Consider the following 19671-nt stretch of genomic DNA (forward strand, 5'->3'; position numbering starts at 1 on the left):
ACCCCTGGGGCCGGCAACGCCATGGGCCCCGACCGGTCAACCCGCCGGCGCCACAGCACCCGGCGACCGTAGCTGTTCGTGGCCGCGACATAATCAAGGTCCGCCCCCGTGGAGTCCGCCCCGCAGCTTGCTCCTCGAGATAGAACACCCACATCTGTTGCTCAGCCGACTCATCGACAGGCGGCAAGAGCTTAAGCGGCCTGATAATGAGGTCGGCTGATAACCGAGTTGCGCTCGCGGCTTTCCGCGAGCGGGTGAGTCTCGCCGGTCATGGCGGCCAGAGCAGCGGCGACTTCGTGGAGATCGGCCCGGACGTAGGTGGTCGTGGTGCCGGCGTCGCTCTTGCCGGTATGCCCCGCGTACTCCCGCGCGACACCATAGCCGAAGTTCCGCTCCACCCAGGTCAGGGTCGTGTGTCGCAGCCAGTGCGTGGTGACTCCCTGCCTTGCGACCCACGGCAGGTGCTTTCCCAAGCGCGTCCACAAGTAGTCGTAGCGCCGAGCAGTGATCGGCTGGCCAATGCGATACCTCAAGAGCTGGTCACCGGAGGTCGCGCCACGCTCTTCAGCGTGCCGGAGGAGATGGCGCATCAGGGTGGGAGACACCGGCTGCCACCGCACCGTCTCGCCCTTCTCACGCAACCGAACCAGACACTGCTCGGCGTCCAGGTCGTCGGGACACAGGGCGAGTGCCCCACCCCGGCGGCACGCTGTCTCGGTGTGCAGTCGCAGGATGAGCAAGTCGAGTTCCGGATCGTTTCCGGTCGCCGCGGCGACGTCGTTGATCTCAGCGAGTCGCTCGTTCGGCAATGCCCGTCGGGTGCTGGCCAGCCGTCGAGGCTTGGCAACGCGTGTCGCCGGGTTGTCCGCCTCGGCGATCAGCTGATCGGCGACAGCATGCCGATACATGCACCTCAGCGCAGCGATCAAATGCTCCGCCGCGCTTCGCCCGCCCCGTGAGTTCTTCCGGACGACAACGCGAGCCTTCACCTCATCGGCAAGTTGCCGGATTTCCAGCGGCGTCGGCTCGTCGATTCGCCGATCGCCCCAGACCGCGACGACGCGTTCCCAGTACGAGCCGTAAACGCGACGAGTACCTGCTGGGACAGCATTGGCGACCTGCGGAAGGTAGTCAGCGCTCATCCTGGGACCCGGCTCCCGACCCGAAGCGCTTCGCGATACGCGAGCAACATCGCATCAAGAGCAGAATCGATGTACACCGCCAGCACGTCGCATGTCGGAAAGGCGGCGACGAGGACGCGACAGCCGGGCTCAAGTCGACACAGGTGCCGGATCCGCGCGGGAGCCGAACATGCCCCTGGCCGGTGATCGTGTCCGGGCCGTCGCAGCGCCGGATAAGGATCAGCTCACCTTTGACGGTCTCGATGGAGACTCGCGACAGCGGCGACCAACCGAGGACGCGCAACGGTGATCGATCGGCCAGACGCCCCCGGCTGTCGACGGTCGTCACCGCGTAGTACGCCATGGTCTGGGGTGCGCGCTCGATGAGTGTGGCAACCGGCAATCTCGGCGGCGATGCGGCCGTCGGCACCTGAGACGGATCGCCGGTCCTGGGTTCGACGCCACGTCTACTCAGCGGTGTTCGAACGACGTCAGCGAGCTGCTCCAGCACGGAGGACTGGCGTTGGCGGACGTCATCCGGCACGGTCGGCGAAGTGGCCGCCCGCACCGCCCCCACCGCCAGCGTGGTGACGGCGACGAGGGCGGAGTCGCGCTCCGACCGAGCGCGGGTGCGGGGTAGCCGGGTAGTCATGCCGCCCAGCTCTCCGACACACTCGACTCGCCCCTCGGGTTCCCGGCGTGTCGCGCTCGGCCGGTGAGGAACCGTCGCGAATCCGAACGGTCCGTCGAGATTCCTGAACCCGCCGAGCGGGACAGTACGACATCACCCGAGTTCGTTCGCGTCCTTGGTGCCGACTGGCCGCTGATCAGCGGCTTTGTGTCCTCCGCTGCGGCTGTCGGCGTGTTGAAGTTGCTTCGGGATTTCTGAAGTGGTTTCATCGCGTGTGATCTCATTCCAGGTTGAGTGAAGACAGGTGGTGTGAGTTGGCGGTCGCGGCAGTGCGGGACCTGCGGTCACATCGGCCGTCGCCCTCGGCGGATGAGCTCGAGCAGTTCGAGGTCGACGTGATGGCCGGGTTGGTGCTGGCCCGGTCTTCGGCCGGGATGGCGGACAAGACCATCCGTGGCGAGCTGAGCAACCTGGAGCAGATCCGGGACTGGTTCGGACGGCCGCTGTGGGAGATGGAACCGTCCGATGCGGACGTCTACTTCGGACGCGAGCTGCGGAAGGCGCCGAGCGGGACCCGGCTGGCGCGGGCGAGCGCGCTGTCCCTGTACTTCGAGTTCCTGGAGTTGCGGCACAAGGTCGAGCTGCACGCGATGACCGGCCGGGTCGTGGAGTGTCCGCTCGACGAGGTGAACCGGCCCCGCGGCAACAAGAACGCGAAGCTGCGCATCCCGCCGCTGGAGTCCGAAGTCCGCACCTTGTTCACGGGGTGGGCAAGAAGTCTCGCGGACTGCCGGAAGTACGCCCCGACGGCCCGTAACTACGCGGCGGCGCGGTTGATGGCCGATGTCGGGCTGCGCATCAACGAGGCCCGCCACCTCGATCTGGACGACATTCGGTGGGAACTGGGCCGCTTCGGGAAGCTGCACGTCCGCATCGGCAAGGGCGCGCGAGGTTCCGGGCCGCGGGAGCGGATGGTGCCGCTGCTCAACGACGCCGGCCGCACCTTGCGCTGGTACATCGAAGACGTGTGGGGCCAGTTCGACGACGATCACACCCGTCACGGCGCGCCGCTGTTTCCCTCCGAGCGCCGCCACACGGACCGGTCGCGTTGCCGGGTCAGCTACAACGCGCTGCGGGTCGGGCTGGTCGAGGCAACCGCCGAGCATCTGCCGTCGTGGGCGGGGCGGCTGACGCCACATGTGCTGCGGCACTATTGCGCTTCGCAGCTCTACTTGGGCGGCGTCGATCTGATCTCCATTCAGGAGATGTACGGCCACGCTTGGGTTGCCACCACGATGAAGTACGTCCATGTGCAGCGCAGCCGGATCGAGGACGCCTGGATCGCCGGGCAGAAACGCGCTGCCGCGCGGCTGGAAGGGCTGATGTGAATGCGGTGGAACCTGCGGCTGGCCGCCGCGAATCGCGGCATCTGGCAGGCATCCGACCTGCAACGCATGCTGGCCGAACGCGGCCTGGTCGTCTCGCTGGGCAAAATGTCGAATCTGTGGTCCGGACAGCCGGCGTCGATCAAGCTCGCCGATCTGGAGGTGATCTGCGCGGTGCTGGGCTGCGAGGTCGGCGAACTGCTGATCCCGGAACCGGAAACCGTGCCGCAGCCCGAGACTGCCGCGTCCGATCAGTCGGTCGCAGGCGAACGCCCGACGCCGCGTGTGGTGCCGCGGCGACGAGATGGCCGATCGCTTCCCCCGACGTGATCGGTGGTCGCCCGCGACGGCTGCGGCCGGAAGATCCCTCGTGCGGTGACCAGCTGCGCGGAGTGCTTCGCGTGGGGCGAAACGCACGCCCAGGGCGTGTGCCTGGCCTGCTACAACTTCTCCGCGCCGCACTTCGGGCACCACGTCGGTGACTGCGGCGCGTGCGGCCGCCGGATACCGCTGAAGCAGGGGTATTGCCGGCTGTGCTGGTTCCAGGCTCGGGAAGATCGCGCCGTCGCCGCCGAAGACGCGCGCTCCCGCGTCGTACTCGCCCCCTACCTCCCACGCGTGCGCTGCCAGCAACTGTTCTTCGCCGGGATGACCAAACGCCGCGGCCGCCCGCGCACCACGCCCCGCCGTTACGGCGAGAAGGGCCGACCCCACAAGACTCCGCCGACTCCGCAGGTGCGTCCGGTCAGCACCGGAACGCAACTGGCGCTGGTGTCCGCCGAGGACCTTCCGCGCAGCTTTGCGGCCGTGCGGTTCGACCTGCGCTCGGCACCCGCACCAGATAATCCATGGCTGGCCTGGGCGCTCTACCTCGCGCATGCCACCGCCGAGGCGCGCGGCTGGTCGCCGATCGCGCGCCGGGCGATGCAGCGCACGCTGGTGCGTCTGCTCGCCGACTACGACGACGGTGATCTCGTCAAGGCATCCGAGGTGCGGGCGATCGCGTTGCGCTTCTGCGTAAACGTCAACAACGCGACAGACATCCTCGACCGCATGGGCATCCTGATCGAGGATCGCACGCCCACCTTCGAGCTGTGGCTGGAGGCGAAACTCGAGGGCCTCGCCCCGGGGATCGACGCGCCGGTCCGCGACTGGGTGCGCGTCCTGCGCGACGGCGGCCCGCGCAGCCGTGCCCGACACCCGGACACCGTGTGCGCCTACCTGCGCAGTGTGATGCCCGCCTTGCGAGACTGGACCACCCGCTACGACCACCTGCGTGAAGTGACCCACGACGACGTGCTCGCCTACCTTGATCCGCTGCAGGGCAGTGCCCGGGACAGCACCGTGACCGCACTCCGTTCCGTGTTCACCTGGGCGCGGCGAAACGGGGTGATCTTCCGCAATCCCGCCACCCAAATCCGACTCGGAAAACGCGCGCACCGGATCTGGCAGCCCTTGACCGACGCCGACCTGGCCGACGCGGTCGCGGCGGCCACGACACCACAAGCACGGCTGTGCGTTGTCCTTGCCGCCGTGCACGCCGCTCGGCCGGGCCAGATGCGCGCACTGAAACTCGACGACATCCGCCTCGGCGACCGGCGACTCACCATCGCCGGAACCACCCGGCCACTCGACGAGCTGACCCACCGCGTTCTGCTCGACTGGCTCGATCACCGGCGCGGCCGTTGGCCGCACACCGCCAACCCGCATCTGTTGGTCAGCAAGGAAACCGCCTTGCACCACGGTCCGGTCAGCGCCACCTGGATCCTCGACCTTCGCGGCCTGCGCGCAACCCTGGAACGGCTGCGCATCGACCGGCAACTCGAGGAAGCACTCACCAGCGGCGGCGACCCACTTCGCCTGGCGACCGTTTTCGGGATCTCCCACACCGCCGCGGTGCGCTACGCCGTGAACGCCCTGCGACTGCTCGAGGACGATCATGCTGCCGCGCCCTCGGATCCCTTGCGAACCCGAGCATCCAACCCTGACAATGACCCAGGTGCGTGCTCGGGTTCGGTCTGAACCTGCTTCGGTTTTTCTGAACTTGAGCGGGTTCGGGGCTCACGGAACACGACGACGTCCTCGTGAGCGATCAGGTGCAAGGGCAGGCCGGCGTCGCGCTGCTTGCGGATGAAGTCGCGTTGGAAGAAGCTGCCGCGCGTGACCAGCTCGGTGTCCGCAACCCGGGCCAAGAGGGCCACGCACCGCTCGACCGGGATCAAGCCGGCAGCAGCGCCGCAGGCGACCACCTGCGACGGAAGGTCGACCAGCTCGGCGTGCTCGCGCCACGGCCGGACCGTGATCGCCACGTGGCCGCCCGGGCGTACGACGCGTGCACAGGCGGTCAGGATGCGGGTGAAACCTACGAGCAGCCGGTGGTGCCCGATGTTGGCGAGGTTGCCGCGGTCGAGTGCGCTGCCGTAGCGGTAGTGGCGTTTGCTGACCTTGTCGATGCCGGGCTCCCGGTTCGTGTTGACCAGGCCGTGCACCGACGGCCCATACGGTGGCGAGGTGACGACCAGCGCGACCTGGCCGACGTACTCGGCGGGCAGCAACCGTGCGAGCTGGCGGGCGTCACCGCGGACAACCTGGCCGTCATGATCGTGGCCGCGCTCGCGGGCGAAGCGCAGGTTCGCCCGGGCGATGTCGGCCCAGTGCGGCTCGTACTCGACGCCGACGGCGCGGCGGCCGAGGTCAATCGCCTCGATCAGGGTGGTGCCGATCCCGCACATCGGGTCCAGCACCACCTCCCCCGGTTTGGTGTAGTGCTCGATGGCGTGCGCGGCGACGGCGGGCAGCATTTTGGCCGGGTGCGCGGTCGACTCGGGCACGTACCGGCCTTTGCGCTGCGCGGCCGGCGAGGCCTGCGCGGTCGCCCACACTGACACCGGCAGATCGCCGAAGTCGGCGGGCGGGGTGGTGTCGAGGGCGTCGATGAACGCGCGGGAAAGCGGCATGGTCGGCTCGTCGGCCGAGGACGACGCGGTGTTCGGCGGCGTGGTGGTCATGGCGGTGCACGTGCCTTTCGGTCGGCTGGTCATCGGAGGTCTTCGGGCTGCGTGGCGTCGGCGTGGGCTTGGGCGAAGACGAGGACGTCGCCGTGCGCCCGCGTGTGCGTCGTCGGCGCGGCGGGTTCTCGGCCGCCGCGCGCACCGTCGGTTCGGTCCGTCGCGGTGGGCGGCTGTAGGCGGCCGTTTCGGATGGGGGTGTGGAGGGTGACGATGTGCTGGAGGTAGAGGAGGTCGGCGTTTTGCCCGGCCGCGATCATCGGGCCTGACGGGTCGGTCAGCCGGCCGCTCGACCAGTCGCTGTAGGTGTAAACGGCGAGGATGCCGCCGAAGGCGAGGACCTGAGCTGCCGCGAGCGCCAGCGTCTCGACCGAGCCGTCGGCGCCGCGTTCCGGCGGCAGCGACGTGATGACCAAGTCGACTCGCTCGACAGCCGCGACCGAGGCTGACGTCGTCGCGCCGCTCGTGGACGCCTCGTCCGTGGTCTGCGATTCGAGCTTCGTGATCGCGGGGTGGCGACCGAGCGCGTGCACGGCATCAAGCGCAGCGTCCAGTTCGCCGACGTGCTCTGCGCGGCTCGCGGCCTCCTCAGCGGCCGGCCATGGCGCGAGCAGGACCCGGGCGCCGGGTGCCGAGAAGCTGGTCGTGATGGTCTCGATGATCGGCACCGGCCAGGTGGCTGCCGGGTCGATCGGGTCGGGCCCGGCGGTCCACACCGTCGGCGGAATCGGTGCCGGCTCGCGGGTGGCGGCCGGTCGTTTCGCGGAGCGGCGGGTGCGAGCGCTCGAGCCGGCAGGGTCGGGTGCGCCTGGGTACGGGATGCCGTTGGTGGGCCGGGTGCGCGGTGGGCGGGTCGAGCCGTCTCGATTGGACGGCCGGTTGGCGGCGGACGGCGGACGTCGAGTCACGAGCGGAACCTCCGGAGGCGGGTCACCGACGGATCGAGTCGGCAGCTTCTGCACGGTCGCCGCCTAACTCCGGGAACGAGGTCGCCAAGAGACACCGTCACGCCGGATCCGTGTTTTCCGTCCGGCGGCCGAACCTCCGTGGCGAAGTCCGAGCAGGTCTGCAGCCAGATCTCCCCATAATTTCGAGGCCGGGGTGCAGGCGTGAAACGGCTTTGAAGCGGCCTTGGCACGCCTCTGACCTGGTCTTGAAGCGGTTTTGAGGCGCCCCGACGGGCTTCCTGGCGACGTCACCTTTCCGCTCGCTCAGGAGTGCCGCCATGGACCACCCCTCATCACCGAAACACCCCGCATCCGGCCCGCCAGCGCGTCCGCGTGGCGAGCCCGGCGTGTTCGATACCGCCCGCACCGCATTCGCCTGGCTGGTCACCGGACCGCACCCGGTCGCCCTCGACGGCCGCCAGATCCGCGGACTGCCACCGCGGCTCGTGCCGCTGGACGAAGTCGGCAAGCTGACCGTCTCGAAAGGATGTCCACAGCAGACGCGAGACGCGGTGTGGACAGCGCTCGTAACGCGGTCCCGTGCCGAGGGCAGCACGTGGACGGTCGCGTGCGCCGGGCTCGCGCTGCCCGTCCTGTTACCGGTCGCGGCGAAGCTGACCAACCGGTTCCGCGGCGAGGTCCATGACATCCACGCCGCGGTGCTGACCGGCTTCCTCGAAGCGCTCACCGACGTCGACCTCGACCGGCCGGCCATCCTCGTCCGGCTGCGCTGGGCCGCCTACCGCGCCGGCCACCGCGCCTTGCGTGAGGCGCTCGACGCTGCGGCGCCGGTCGCCGACCTCGGCGCTCGCGCTCCCGGGCCGGAGCAGGTCGGCGGACATCCCGATTTCGTTCTGCTCGCCGCCGTCGAGGCCGGTGTTCTTACTGCTGCCGAAGCCGCGCTGATCGGCGACACGAGGTTTGGCGAGATGTCGCTGGCGGATGCGGCGCAGGCCCGCGGACAGACGTATAAGGCGACGCAGCAGGCCCGGCACCGCGCCGAACGCAAGCTCGCCGAATACCTGAACGCTATGCGCGAGAGCGACGCGGCAACGCGGCCGAAGAGGCGGCGCACTGTCGCCCGCGAACCCGAGAAGACGCGGCGTCCGGTGTCTCCCCGGCCACCGAAATTCGGAGTTGGTGAGCGCGGGACGCGAGTGCCCGCTCGCCCTCGCCCATCCCGGTCCACGTCGGAACCGGGCGCCGTTCAGGAGGCGTCCTCATGCGACTGATCTCGCACCGCCCCGGTCATCACACACCCGCCCGCCGACCGCCGAACCGGCGCTACCACCGCACGACGGCTCGAGTTCCAGTTCACGCGACGAGCTGCCGCCAGACCCGTTCTGTGCTGAAAGCTCCGATCTCTCGTGTGCGATCGCGTCGTCGCCGGGTCATGGTGCTCGGCTGCATGCTGGCCGCCGCCGCGCTGCTGCTCGGTGGTTCCGCGGCGCACGCGGAGACCGTGCAGTACGTCGCGCTCGCCCAGTCCGTCGATCAGGTCCTGTCGAATATCCGCTCGTGGATCATGGGCATTCTCGCCGGCGTCGCGCTCGTGTTCCTGACCATCGGCGGGCTCCGCTACCTCCTGGCGTCCGGCGATCCGGGCGAGATCGAGAAGGCGAAGGGCGCGTTCAAGGCCGCCGGGATCGGGTTCGGTCTCGCCGCGCTCGCGCCGCTGGTCGTCGAAATCCTCAAGACGATCGTCGGCGGGGTGTAGACGATGTCCGCCCACGCCTCACGCCGCATGGTCGCACCCAGGGATTCGGTTCGGCCGTCGCGTCGCCACCGCTCGTTCTGGCTCGTTGCCCTGGCGGCGTTGCTCGCGGCCGTGCTCGACGGCGTCGCGTCCAATGCAGCCGCCGCCGGCCCGCGACACGCCGCCGCAGTCCAGCTCGCTCCGGCACAGCCACCGTTGCCGCTGCCACCCAACCCGCAATGCGATCCAGGTTCCGCGGAACCGGCCTGTCACCTTCCGAGCGCGAGCTCGGTCTCGTCGATTCCGGCGACTCCCCTGCCGCCGATCACCGAGCTGCCTGCTCCGCCGTCATGCTTTCCCGGGTCGTTGGATCCCGGCTGCACACCGGCCGGCAGCACCTCGCCGTGTCAGGGGCCGAATTGCATCCCGCAGCCGTCCACGCTCGTGCCGAGTACGCCACCGACAGCTCAGGTCCCGGACGGCGCCGGCGACGCCGCGGAGTGCGGCCTGACCGATCTCACCGGGTGCATGGTCGTCGCCGCGAGCGCACTGCTGGCCGCGGTCGTGGCCGCCGGGATGAACCCGCTGCTCGATCTGCTCGGCAAGACGCTGCTGACGACCCCGGAACCGGATCAGCTGCCCGGCCTCGGCGCCGTGTGGACCGGCTCGTGGCACATCCTGCTCACCGCCTACGTGATCCTCGTGCTGCTGGCCGGGCTGATCATCATGAGCTACCAGACCCTGCAGGCCCGCTACACCGTCAAGGAAATCGCGCCCCGGCTTGTGATCGGATTCCTCGCCGGGACGCTCTCCCTGTTCCTGATGACCAAGGCCATCCAGGTCGCCAACGCGCTCTCAGCCGCGGTCCTCGGCGAAGGCGTCGACCAAGCGCAGCTGACACGCAGCTTGATCACAATGGTGCAGAGCTCCCTGCACGGCGGCGGCATCTTCCTCGGCATTCTCGGCCTGGCCCTGGTGGCGATGCTCCTGATCCTGCTGGTCGTCTTCGTCGTGCGAGTGATGGTGACGATCCTGCTGGTCGCCGCCGCCCCGATCGCCCTGATGTTCCACGCCCTCCCCCACACCGAAGGCATCGCCTACCTCTGGTGGAAAGGCTCCGGCGGAGTGCTGTTCATCCAGGTCGGTCAGTCGTTGACGCTCGTGGTCACCGTGCGGGTGTTCTTCGCACCGGGCGGGTTCACCATCTTCGGGCCGTCGCTCTCGTCGCTGATGAACCTGCTGCTGTGCATCGCTCTGATGTACGTGCTCATCAAAATCCCGTTCTGGTTCCTCGCCCCGCTCCGCTCCGGCCGCCCCTCGCTGCTCGGGCGGATCGCACGCGGCGTGATCGCCTACAAGACCATGGGCCTGCTCGCCGGCGCCGCCGGTGCCCGCGGCACTGGACGCCCGCGTATCGGCAGGCCGCCCGGCGCGCTACCCGATCCGCCAGCGACGCGGTCGGGCCAGTTCATGCTGCCCATGCGCCTGCGCCGCACTACCAGCTCGCCCCGGAATTCGCGCCGCCGGTGGGACGAGCCGCCGACGACCGGTGTGCTCGACGGGACGCCGGTCCCAGGCCAACTGTCGCTATTCACCAAACGCACCCACGACAGGCACCCGGAAGTGCATCCGAATCCGCGCGCATTGCCACTGAAGGACCTGCCGAACGCGCTGCCGGCCGACCAGCTCGGATTGCCGATGACCGTCCGACGCGACCCCGACCGCATTCCGCGACGCACCCTCGCCGACGACCCCACGCACCCAGCACCTGTTCGGCCACCGCGCCAGCCGGGCCTGCTCATGCCCGACGGGCGGATCAACCGCAACGCCCGCCCACCCGCCAAACTGCCGAACGCGCTGATCCCACCGAGCGCGGGCATGCTGCCGATCCACCTCCCGCCGCAAACTACGCGACCCGCGCGGCGCACCCTCGCCGACGACTTCGGACAGACCAACCCGGCGCCACAGACCGGACCGGGGCTGATCACGCCGTCCGGGCAGATCAACCGCGCGGCCCGCGCTCACCGACGCCCCGCGCCCGACGCCTTCAGCGGCAACCGGCCGCTCGCGTCCGGGCAATACCCGCTCCCGCTCGGCCTGCGCCGCCAGCCGAAACCCACACCGCCGCCACCAGCGCCCGCGCGAAAACCCGCCGACACCCAGCTGCCATTGCCGCTGAGCATGCCGTTGCGGCGCCACCGCCCGAAGTCGAAGTGAGGTCGCGACGCCCATGTCCTATCCCGTGCGCATTCCCGCCGACGTCGACCGGCCCGACCGCGTCCTCGGCCCGCTGACCGCCCGGCAGCTGGCGATCCTCGGCGTCACCGGCCTGCTGCTCTACGCCCTCTACAACGCCACCCACAGACTCGTCCCGCTGCCGCTGTTCCTGGTTTTCGCAGCTCCGGTCGCGCTCGCAGTCACGGTTGTCGCGCTCGGCCGCCGCGACGGCGTCCCGCTCGACCGCCTGCTGGCGGCCGCGGTCCGGCAACGGTTCACACCGCACCACCAGGTGTCAGCGCCCGAGGGCATCCAGCCGGTTCCGGAATGGCTCGCCGGCAGCCACTCGGGAGATGACGTGGCGCCGACACCGCTGGAGCTGCCCGCCCGCGGCGTCGACGGCGGGACGGCCGCGGGCATCGTGGACCTGGGGCCGGATGGGCTCGCGGTGATCGCCGCGTGCTCGACGGTCAACTTCTCGCTGCGCACTCCCGCCGAGCAGGAGGCCCTCGTCAGCTCGTTCGCCCGCTACCTGCACTCGCTCACCGCGCCGGTTCAGTTCCTGGTTCGGGCGGAGCGGCTCGACCTCGCCCCGCAGATCGCCGAGCTGCGCGCACGAGCCGGCGGGCTGCCCCATCCCGCGCTCGAAGCCGCAGCGCACGACCACGCTGACTACCTCATCCAGCTCGCCGAGCACGCCGACCTGCTGCGCCGCCAGGTCCTGCTCGTCCTGCGCGAACCCGCCCGCCCGACCGTCACCTCGGCGCTAGGACGCTTCCGGCGCAGCGCGGCAGCCGAAGTGATCGACCCCGCCGCGCGCCAGGCTGGCGAGCAGCGACTCGTCCGGCGCCTCACCGAGGCGGTCGAGCTGCTCACCGCGGCTGGGATCGCCGTCACCGCGCTGGACGCCGCGACCGCCACCGGGGTGCTGGCCGCCGCCTGCAACCCCGACACCTTCCTCCCACCCTCGGCCGCGCTCGCAGGCGCCGGTGACATCGTCACCGCCGTCCCGGGCACCGACCTCTACGACGACGAGATCGAAGGCCGGTGACCGCGATGTCCAAGATCCAGCACCGCAGTTCGACGGCCGAGGCGTTCACGCCGGACGCGCTGTCGATCGGCAGCCGCCACCTCGAAGTCGGGAACGAGTGGGTCGCCTCGTTCGGCGTGACCGGCTACCCGCAGGAGGTCTACCCTGGCTGGCTCGCGCCGCTGCTGACCTACCCCGCAAGGCTCGACGTCTCCGTACACGTCCAGCCGGTCGATCCGGTCACGGCGACCAGCGGGCTGAAGAAGCAACGCGCTCGGCTGGAGTCCTCGCGACGCCACCACGCCCGGCACGACCAGCTCGACGACCCCGATCTCGACGCGGCCGCCGAAGACGCCGCCGACCTCTCGCGGCGCATCGCCCGCGGCGAAGGCCGGCTGTTCAAATTCGGCCTCTACCTCACCATCCACGCACCCGACGAGGAGACACTCGCCGAGGAAGTGTCGGCGCTTCGGTCGTTGTGCGCGTCGCTGCTGCTGGACGCCAAACCGGCGACGTACCGGTCGCTGCAAGGCTGGGTCACCACGCTGCCGCTCGGGCTGGACTCCCTCGGTCTGAAAAGGACGTTCGACACCGCCGCCGCGTCCGCCGCATTTCCCTTCACATCACCGGACCTGCCCGCCGTCGATCCGACCTCGTCCGTGCCGAGCGGCGTGCTCTACGGCTACAACGTCGGCTCCCAAGGGCTCGTGCACTGGGACCGGTTCGCCTGCGACAACCACAACGCCGTCGTCCTCGGCCGATCCGGCTCGGGCAAGTCCTACCTGGTCAAGCTCGAGACCCTGCGCAGCCTCTACCGGGACATCCAGGCGTTCGTCATCGACCCCGAAGACGAATACGCCCGCCTCGCCGCCCAGGTCGGCGGCGCCTACGTCCACCTCGGCGCCGGCGGCGTCCGGCTCAACCCCTTCGACCTGCCCATCCACATCACCGCGGCCGGACGCCGGACCGCGCCGCAGGACGCGCTGACCCGGCGCGCGCTGTTCCTGCAGACCGTCCTCGCGGTGTGCCTCGGTGCCGAGCTGACCGCCGGCGAACGCGCCGCCCTCGACACCGCGCTCACCACGACCTACGCAAACGCTGGCATCACCACCGACGCCCGAACCTGGACCCGGCCAGCACCGCTGATGCGGGACCTGCGCGACGTCCTGGCAGCGAGCGGCGATGCCGTGGCCACGGACCTCGCCGCCCGGCTGCACCCATTCGTCGACGGCGCCTTCGCCGACCTGTTCTCCGGCCCGACCACCACAGCACCGGATGGCCACCTCGTCGTGTTCTCCCTGCGGGACCTGCCCGAGGAGCTCAAGGCGATCGGCACGCTGCTGACCCTCGACGCGGTCTGGCGGCGGGTGTCCAACCCGGCCGACCGGCGCCGGCGGCTGGTGGTCGTCGACGAGGCGTGGCTGCTGATGCAGTCCCCCGATGGCGCGAAGTTCCTCTACCGGATGTCCAAGACTTTCCGGAAGCACTGGGCCGGGCTCACGGTCGCGACCCAGGACATCGACGACGTCCTGCACAGCGAACTCGGCCGGGCGATCGTGGCCAACGCCGCCACCAGCGTCCTGCTGCGCCAGTCCCCGCAGGCGATCGACCAGATCGCGGCGACCTTCAACCTCTCCGAAGGACAACGCCAGTTCCTGCTCACCGCCGACCGCGGCCAAGGCCTGCTCGGCTCCGGTACCGAATGGGTTGCTTTCCAAGCGCTCGCCTCGCCGGCTGAAGACGTCCTCGTCACGACTGACCCGGAGTTCCTGTCGACGCTGCAGGACGCGGACGCGAACCGTGAATGGGTGGAGCTGTGAAGGCGTCCGCGGAACCACGTGGTGCGGGTCTGCCGTCGTGCCCCTCAATCGATGTGCAGTTTGAAGGCGTGGGTGACGTCGTTGGGACAGGCGAAGATGTTGAAGGCGCCCTGTCTGCCGAATTCCCACCCGACGGGGTCCGGCTGGTCTTGCTCGCAGGAGCACAGCGCGTCCTTGTGCTCGTAGGAGTGCAGCGAGAGCAGAAGACGAAGACCGGCGCCGCAGTCCTGGCAGTCGTGTTTCCACGGACTGCTCTGCCACCAGAAGGCCCAGCCACCGACCTTGCTGCTCTGGCCGACCTTAGGCCAGCCCTCGTAGTTGTCGACGAACCCGCCCGGCTGCACAAAGGACAACGTCCGTTTGATCTCGTCCGGGACCTCGTCGAGCGCCGGGTATTCGACGACCTGACAAGGAGTGAACAGGCACGGACGGGGCACGAATTCGCCGCCGACGCTCGCCGGCTGTGGCGGTTGCCCGGCGACCTCGGTCACCTCGGCGGATGCGCGCCAGACAAGGTGGGCAGCCGGACCGTAGTAGTAGTCCGCCCCGCTGCGATCGAGCTGGTGCTCGTTGGGGCACAGCAGCACTTGCAGCAGGTCAGTGCCCTCGGGAAACGGCAGGTCGGGGAAGTCACGGCGGAACAGCTGGGCAGCGCCGATCAGCGCAATCGGCCCGTCGACCTCGTGCTCGGCTGTCCAGCAATCCTGTGGTCTTCCGCTGGAGGTGGGCATTCGTCCGTCGCAGTGCGGCCACGGCTCGTCGGCGGGCCACCACAGTGGCCCCCCGATGTGGCTGTCGCGAGCGGTGGGCGCGCCAGGTCGCGGGTGCAGGCGCGTGGCAGTACGAGCGAATCCCGCAATACCGGGAATCTCGCGGCCGTTGTCAGTGGGAGCTGCGGTGGAAGTCACGGTCGCGGACCCTACCGGCGACCACCGACAATCCGGGGCCCTTTCCGGAGGGACCGACACCGATCAATGAAGTTTCGGTTCACAAGAACCGCCGAAGAGCCAGTCGACTCACGACGTCGCCAATCCAAGGCGCTGCCGTCATCACTCCATCGCGCTCACACGGAGGTCAGCTCGTGATTCTCGGGTATACATCCGAACTCCATCGAGGGTTGGTCGGCAGCTACCTGACCGATCCCTGGACCTCGATCCACCACCTGCTCGCCGAGGTCGTCGAGTGGGCGCTGTGCTGGGGTCCGGTCGCTGTTCCGGCGCTCGCCGTGTTCGCCGCAGGGCAAGCCGCCGGTCGCTGGTGGTGGCGAGCCCGCTGCCACGCCCAGCTCGTCGCCGACGCGCGGTGCATCACCGTGCTCGCCCCGCCCACCGTCGATCCCGCCGGCGGCGTCCTCCTGTGGGCCAATCTCGTCGGACTGCTGCGGCCGAGCTGGCGACGCTGGCTCACCGGCCAGCCGCACCTCGCCTGGGAGTACCGGTTCTCCGAACACGGCGTCACCCTGCGGCTGTGGGTCCCGGGCGTGATCCCGCCGGGCCTGGTCGAGCGCGCGATCGAAGCCGCGTGGCCCGGCACGCACACCCGCGCCGTCCCCGCCGAGGCACCGCTACCCGAGCAGAAGAACCGACGGGCCATCACGGTAGGCGGCCAGCTGAGGCTCGCCCGCTCCGAGGCGCTGCCAATCCGGACCGGGTTCGACGCCGACCCCATCCGCGGGCTGCTCGGCGCACCGGTCGGCCTCGGCCGGGACGAGCACGCCAGCGTGCAGGTCCTCGCCCGGCCAGTCACCGGCCGCCGGGTGGGCCGAGCTCGGCGTGCCGCCCGGCGGGTGCACGCCGGCTCTTCCGGGCGGCTCGGCGGTCGACTGCTTGACCTCGTCACGCCAGGCGCGTCGGCAAGTAGTCCCCGGCGTACGCGCGATGCCCGCCGGATCAGCCAGGATCCGCAGCTGTCGCTGGAGTACTCCGCGCAGAACCGGGCGATCGTCGGCAAGCAGCGCGGCTCCCAGTACGAGACCGTCGTCCGCTACGCCGTCACCACCCACCTCCCCTCCGACGCCACCGACGCCGAGGTGCGGCGGGCTCGGGACACCGCGCGCGGCCGCGCTCATGCCTTGGCCGCCAGCTTCGCCGCCTACACCGAGCACAACCACTACACCCGGATCCGCCTCCGCCACCCCGACCGAGCACTCGCATCTCGGCGCCTCGACCGCGGCGACCTGCTCTCCGTCCCCGAGCTGGCCGCGATCGCGCACCTGCCGGTCGACGCCGAGATCCCCGGCATCGAACGCGCCGGCGCCAAAGCCGTCGCCCCACCACCGGGCATCGCTGTACCCGGCCCCGAGGTCAAACCGCTCGGCGTCGCCGACACCGGCCACGCCCGCCCCATCGGGCTGCGCGTCCCGGACGCCCGCCACCACCTGCACGTCCTCGGCGCCACCGGGTCCGGGAAGTCGACCCTGCTGGGCAATCTGATCCTCGACGACGCGGACGCCGGCCGCGGCGTCGTGCTCATCGACCCCAAGGGCGACCTGGTCACCGACGTCCTCTCCCGGCTCCCGCGCGAGGCTGCGGACCGGGTCGTGCTGTTCGACGCCGACTCCCGCCAACGCCCGCCCTGCCTCAACCCCCTCGAAGGCGGCGAGACCGACCGCGAGGTCGACAACCTCGTCTCCGTCTTCCGTCGCGTCTACTCCGCGTTCTGGGGCCCGCGCACCGACGACCTCATGCGCGCCGCCTGCCTCACCCTCCGCGCCCAAGACGGCGTCCCCACCCTCGCCGATCTCCCCAAGCTCCTGACCAGCGAAGCCTTCCGGACACGGATCACCGGCGGGCTGACCGACCCGGTCCTGGCCGGGTTCTGGGAGTGGTACGACGAGCTCACCGACTCCAGCCGAAGCCAAGTCATCTCCCCGCTGATGAACAAACTCCGCGCCTTCCTCCTGCGCCCGTTCGTCAAAGACGCCATCGCCGGCGGCCGCTCCACCGTCAACATGCACCACGTCCTCGACCAGGGCGGCATCTGCCTGGTCCGGATCCCCAAGGGCTCGCTCGGGGACGAGACGACCCGGCTCGTCGGGTCACTCGTCGTCGCCCGCACCTGGCAGGCCACCACCGGCCGCGCCCGAGTCCCCCAGCGCGAACGCCTGGACGCCTCGCTGGTCATCGACGAGTGCCACAACTTCCTCAACCTGCCCTACCCGATCGAGGACATGCTCGCCGAAGCCCGCGGCTTCCGGTTGGCCATGACGCTCGCGCATCAGCACCTCGGCCAGCTGCCCCGCGAGCTCAAGGAAGGTATCTCCACCAACGCCCGCTCGAAGATCTTCTTCAACGCCTCCCCCGAGGACGCCCGCGAACTCGCCCGCCACACCGCACCGCGGCTGTCCGAACACGACCTCGCCCACCTCGGCGTCTACCACGTCGCCGGACGGCTCGTCGTCAACGGCGCCGAAACCGAGCCGTTCACCATGACCACCTCGCCGATGCGCCCCGCCGTTCCCGGACGAGCCAAAGAAATCCGTGCAGCAATCCGCAGCGCCGAGGCCGCGCCCCCGGGCCACTTACCTTCCCCAGGACCACACGGACGCAAGACCGATCCCCGCCGCGACGTTTCGCTCGGAGGTTCGCCGTGATCATCACGACCACCCGCCAGCACCACCTGCGCCAGCACCTTCCCGGCCGGACGACCGCCCGCGCGGCCAGCTCGGTCGAGCACCAGGCCGCACTCGCAGCCCGCCTCACCGCCCGGGACAAATGGCTGCTGGCCCTGCTCCACGAACACCGCGTCCTGACCTCCACCCAGATCCAGGACGCCGCGTTCCCCTCGAGCCGCTCGACCCGCCAGCGTCTGCGCGAGCTGTATCTCTGGCGCGCTGTCAGCCGGTTCCAGCCGTTCCGGCCACTCGGCTCGGCGCCGATGCACTACGTCCTCGGTCCCGCCGGCGCCGCCGTCTTGGCTGCCGAGCATGGCTTGGAGGTCAAGGACCTCGGCTACCGGCACGACCGCGCGATGGCCATCGCCCACAACCAGCGCCTCGCCCACACCGTCGGCGTCGCCGACTTCTTCACCTCGCTGATCGCGCTCAGCCGACGCCGCGACCCTGTTCGACATGGTGAGGGGGTCACGGCCTGGTGGTCGGAGACCCGCTGCGCCCGGCACTTCGGTGACCTCGTCATCCCGGACGCCTACGGCCGCTGGCGCAGCGCCACCGGCGAACTCGAGTTCTTCCTCGAATTCGACACCGGCAGCGAGTCGCTGACCAAGGTCGCTCGCAAGCTGCTCGCCTACGCCCGGCTCGCCGACTCCACCCGCATCGCCACCCCGGTGCTCTTCTGGCTCCCGACGAGCCGCCGCGAGGCCGGTGCGCGCTCAGCGCTCGCCCGCATCCACGCCGACCTCGACCAGACCGCCGGCGTCCCCGTCGCCACCGCGGCCGCCGACCTCCTCGACGCGGCCACAGCCTGCCCGAGCCCTGCCGACGAGGTCTGGCTCCCGCTCAACGCGACGTCATCGACGCGGACTTCGCCGCGGTACGCGCTCGGCGAACTGACGCGCACGTGGCCGACCCTCGTTCCAGCGGCTGACCTTGACGACGGAATCGCCCCGACGTCCGGGCAGGCCGTGGCATACCGGCTGCCGCCGCCCGCTCCCACACCGCCGGACGCCACGCCCACCCGAACTCCCCGTCCCGAGTCCTGACCACGCGAGGAGAGCGTCATGGGATCGAAGATCGCGGTCGGCGTCACCGTCGTGGTCGCGATGCTTCCGGTGCTGCTGGGAGCCGTGCCGCAGGCCGTCGTCACGGCGTTCACCGGCAACGGGAGCACGACCTGCACACCCAGCGGGACGACTACCCGCACTGTGCCTGGCTACGGGCCCGATCAGCTCGCCAACGCAGCGATCATCACCTCGGTCGGCAATCAGCTGCAGGTAACCGAACCCGGGTGGGTCATCGCGGTCGCCGTCGCCATCCAGGAATCCACCCTGCGCAACCTCGATCACGGCGACCGCGACAGCCTCGGTCTCTTCCAACAGCGCCCGTCTCAAGGCTGGGGTACGCCCCAGCAGATCATGGACCCGACCTACGCGGCGACGCAGTTCTATCGGCACCTGCAGGCCGTGCCGAGCTGGCAGCAGATGAGCCTCAACGACGCCGCCCAAGCCGTCCAGCGGTCCGGGACACCAGAGGCGTACGGCCGCCACGAGGCGGACGCCGAAGCCATCGTCGCCGCGGTCGCCGGAGTGGCCTGCGAACACACCGGTACCGGGGACTGCACGAACATCGCCGCGCCGACGCCCGCCGCGCTCACCGCCATCAACTACGCCTGCGGGCAACGCGGCCTGCCGTACGTGTGGGGCGGCAACGGCCCCGAGTTGGGGGACGCCGGCTTCGACTGCAGCGGCTTGACCCGAGCCGCGTACGGCGCCGCCGGCATCCCATTGCCACGAACCTCGCGCGAGCAGTACGCCGCCGGACCGCGCGTGCCCGCCGGCGCACCGCTACTTCCGGGCGACCTCGTTTTCTACGCGACCGCCGGGCGCGTGCATCACGTCGGCCTGTACGTCGGCGGCGGCAACATGATCGACGCACCTGACTTCGGACAGGCCGTGAGAGTGGAGCCGTACCGCCACTCCGGCGACGGCTACATCGGTTCCACCAGGCCAGTTTCGCCACGTTGAGACCTGAAACACAAGCACTTCTGGGCGATACGTATGTCTTGTTTGGACAATAGCTTGACACGAAGTGGCTGACGGAGCGTCGATGGACGTGTAGCCCGAACCACCGGATGCGCACCGGCGGGCGAACGCCCCGGCCGGGGCATGACCACCCACCGCTTCAACCGAAACGGAATCGT

At 70.0% G+C, this 19671-nt stretch carries 16 protein-coding genes; 11 read left to right on the forward strand and 5 right to left on the reverse strand.

Annotated elements, in window-relative coordinates; genetic code table 11:
* Positions 1-191: 191 nt before the first annotated feature.
* Both A3CE_RS0103980 and A3CE_RS58290 read right to left on the reverse strand, forming a co-directional pair.
* Positions 192-1142 (reverse strand): tyrosine-type recombinase/integrase, encoded by a 951-nt coding sequence (locus tag A3CE_RS0103980; RefSeq protein ID WP_084641245.1) that lies wholly within the window; start codon positions 1140-1142, stop codon positions 192-194.
* The gene (locus tag A3CE_RS58290; RefSeq protein ID WP_245589419.1) at positions 1132-1773 is read right to left on the reverse strand and encodes a hypothetical protein; all 642 of its coding nucleotides are present in this window, start codon (positions 1771-1773) and stop codon (positions 1132-1134) included. The genes A3CE_RS0103980 and A3CE_RS58290 overlap by 11 nt, the downstream gene beginning before the upstream one ends.
* A 293-nt stretch (positions 1774-2066) precedes the next feature.
* Between A3CE_RS58290 and A3CE_RS0103985 the strand changes: the two genes are divergently transcribed.
* Genes A3CE_RS0103985 through A3CE_RS0103995 form a run of 3 tightly spaced genes read left to right on the forward strand, consistent with a single transcriptional unit; the run spans position 2067 to position 5159 of the window.
* The gene (locus tag A3CE_RS0103985) at positions 2067-3140 is read left to right on the forward strand and encodes a tyrosine-type recombinase/integrase (protein ID WP_020638768.1); all 1074 of its coding nucleotides are present in this window, start codon (positions 2067-2069) and stop codon (positions 3138-3140) included.
* The gene (locus A3CE_RS0103990) at positions 3141-3467 is read left to right on the forward strand and encodes a helix-turn-helix domain-containing protein (protein WP_020638769.1); all 327 of its coding nucleotides are present in this window, start codon (positions 3141-3143) and stop codon (positions 3465-3467) included.
* 3 nt (positions 3468-3470) lie between these two features.
* The gene (locus A3CE_RS0103995) at positions 3471-5159 is read left to right on the forward strand and encodes a hypothetical protein (protein WP_020638770.1); all 1689 of its coding nucleotides are present in this window, start codon (positions 3471-3473) and stop codon (positions 5157-5159) included.
* On the opposite strand, the gene A3CE_RS0104000 is transcribed toward A3CE_RS0103995, so the two are convergent.
* Together A3CE_RS0104000 and A3CE_RS56045 are read right to left on the reverse strand one after the other, a co-directional pair.
* Positions 5075-6178 carry a TRM11 family SAM-dependent methyltransferase gene (locus tag A3CE_RS0104000; protein WP_020638771.1) on the reverse strand — a complete coding sequence of 368 codons (1104 nt, stop codon included), beginning with the start codon at positions 6176-6178 and terminating at the stop codon, positions 5075-5077. The two genes, A3CE_RS0103995 and A3CE_RS0104000, sit on opposite strands and share 85 nt — an antisense overlap.
* The gene (locus A3CE_RS56045; RefSeq protein WP_125592201.1) at positions 6175-7053 is read right to left on the reverse strand and encodes a hypothetical protein; all 879 of its coding nucleotides are present in this window, start codon (positions 7051-7053) and stop codon (positions 6175-6177) included. The genes A3CE_RS0104000 and A3CE_RS56045 overlap by 4 nt, the downstream gene beginning before the upstream one ends.
* Before the next feature lie 386 nt (positions 7054-7439).
* Here A3CE_RS56045 and A3CE_RS50025 point away from each other — a divergent pair, with 386 nt between their 5' ends.
* From A3CE_RS50025 to A3CE_RS0104030, 5 genes are all read left to right on the forward strand, one after another.
* Entirely contained in the window at positions 7440-8324 is an 885-nt protein-coding gene (locus tag A3CE_RS50025) for a sigma-70 RNA polymerase sigma factor region 4 domain-containing protein (protein WP_020638773.1), read from the forward strand.
* 161 nt (positions 8325-8485) lie between these two features.
* Complete coding sequence (locus A3CE_RS0104015) at positions 8486-8809, forward strand: pilin (RefSeq protein ID WP_020638774.1); 324 nt, start codon at positions 8486-8488, stop codon at positions 8807-8809.
* 423 nt (positions 8810-9232) lie between these two features.
* On the forward strand, positions 9233-11005 hold the full coding sequence (locus A3CE_RS0104020; RefSeq protein ID WP_020638775.1) for a TrbL/VirB6 family protein: 1773 nt from the start codon (positions 9233-9235) through the stop codon (positions 11003-11005).
* Between the two features lie 13 nt (positions 11006-11018).
* Positions 11019-12056 carry a PrgI family protein gene (locus A3CE_RS0104025; RefSeq protein WP_020638776.1) on the forward strand — a complete coding sequence of 346 codons (1038 nt, stop codon included), beginning with the start codon at positions 11019-11021 and terminating at the stop codon, positions 12054-12056.
* A 5-nt stretch (positions 12057-12061) separates the two neighbouring features.
* Positions 12062-13855, forward strand: coding sequence for a VirB4 family type IV secretion system protein (locus A3CE_RS0104030; protein ID WP_026468124.1), 1794 nt, complete (start codon positions 12062-12064; stop codon positions 13853-13855).
* A gap of 44 nt (positions 13856-13899) precedes the next feature.
* On the opposite strand, the gene A3CE_RS0104035 is transcribed toward A3CE_RS0104030, so the two are convergent.
* Positions 13900-14586, reverse strand: a complete 687-nt coding sequence (locus tag A3CE_RS0104035; protein WP_020638778.1) for a hypothetical protein — start codon at positions 14584-14586, stop codon at positions 13900-13902.
* Between the two features lie 386 nt (positions 14587-14972).
* On the opposite strand from A3CE_RS0104035, the gene A3CE_RS50030 reads away from it, so the two are divergent.
* Genes A3CE_RS50030 through A3CE_RS0104050 form a run of 3 tightly spaced genes read left to right on the forward strand, consistent with a single transcriptional unit; the run spans position 14973 to position 19495 of the window.
* The gene (locus A3CE_RS50030; protein ID WP_020638779.1) at positions 14973-17447 is read left to right on the forward strand and encodes a type IV secretory system conjugative DNA transfer family protein; all 2475 of its coding nucleotides are present in this window, start codon (positions 14973-14975) and stop codon (positions 17445-17447) included.
* Positions 17444-18514, forward strand: coding sequence for a replication-relaxation family protein (locus A3CE_RS0104045; protein ID WP_020638780.1), 1071 nt, complete (start codon positions 17444-17446; stop codon positions 18512-18514). Before A3CE_RS50030 ends, A3CE_RS0104045 begins: the two co-directional genes overlap by 4 nt.
* Before the next feature lie 18 nt (positions 18515-18532).
* Positions 18533-19495, forward strand: a complete 963-nt coding sequence (locus A3CE_RS0104050; protein ID WP_020638781.1) for a C40 family peptidase — start codon at positions 18533-18535, stop codon at positions 19493-19495.
* The last annotated feature ends 176 nt before the right edge of the window (positions 19496-19671 follow it).

This window comes from Amycolatopsis balhimycina FH 1894, assembly GCF_000384295.1.
GTDB lineage: Bacteria > Actinomycetota > Actinomycetes > Mycobacteriales > Pseudonocardiaceae > Amycolatopsis > Amycolatopsis balhimycina.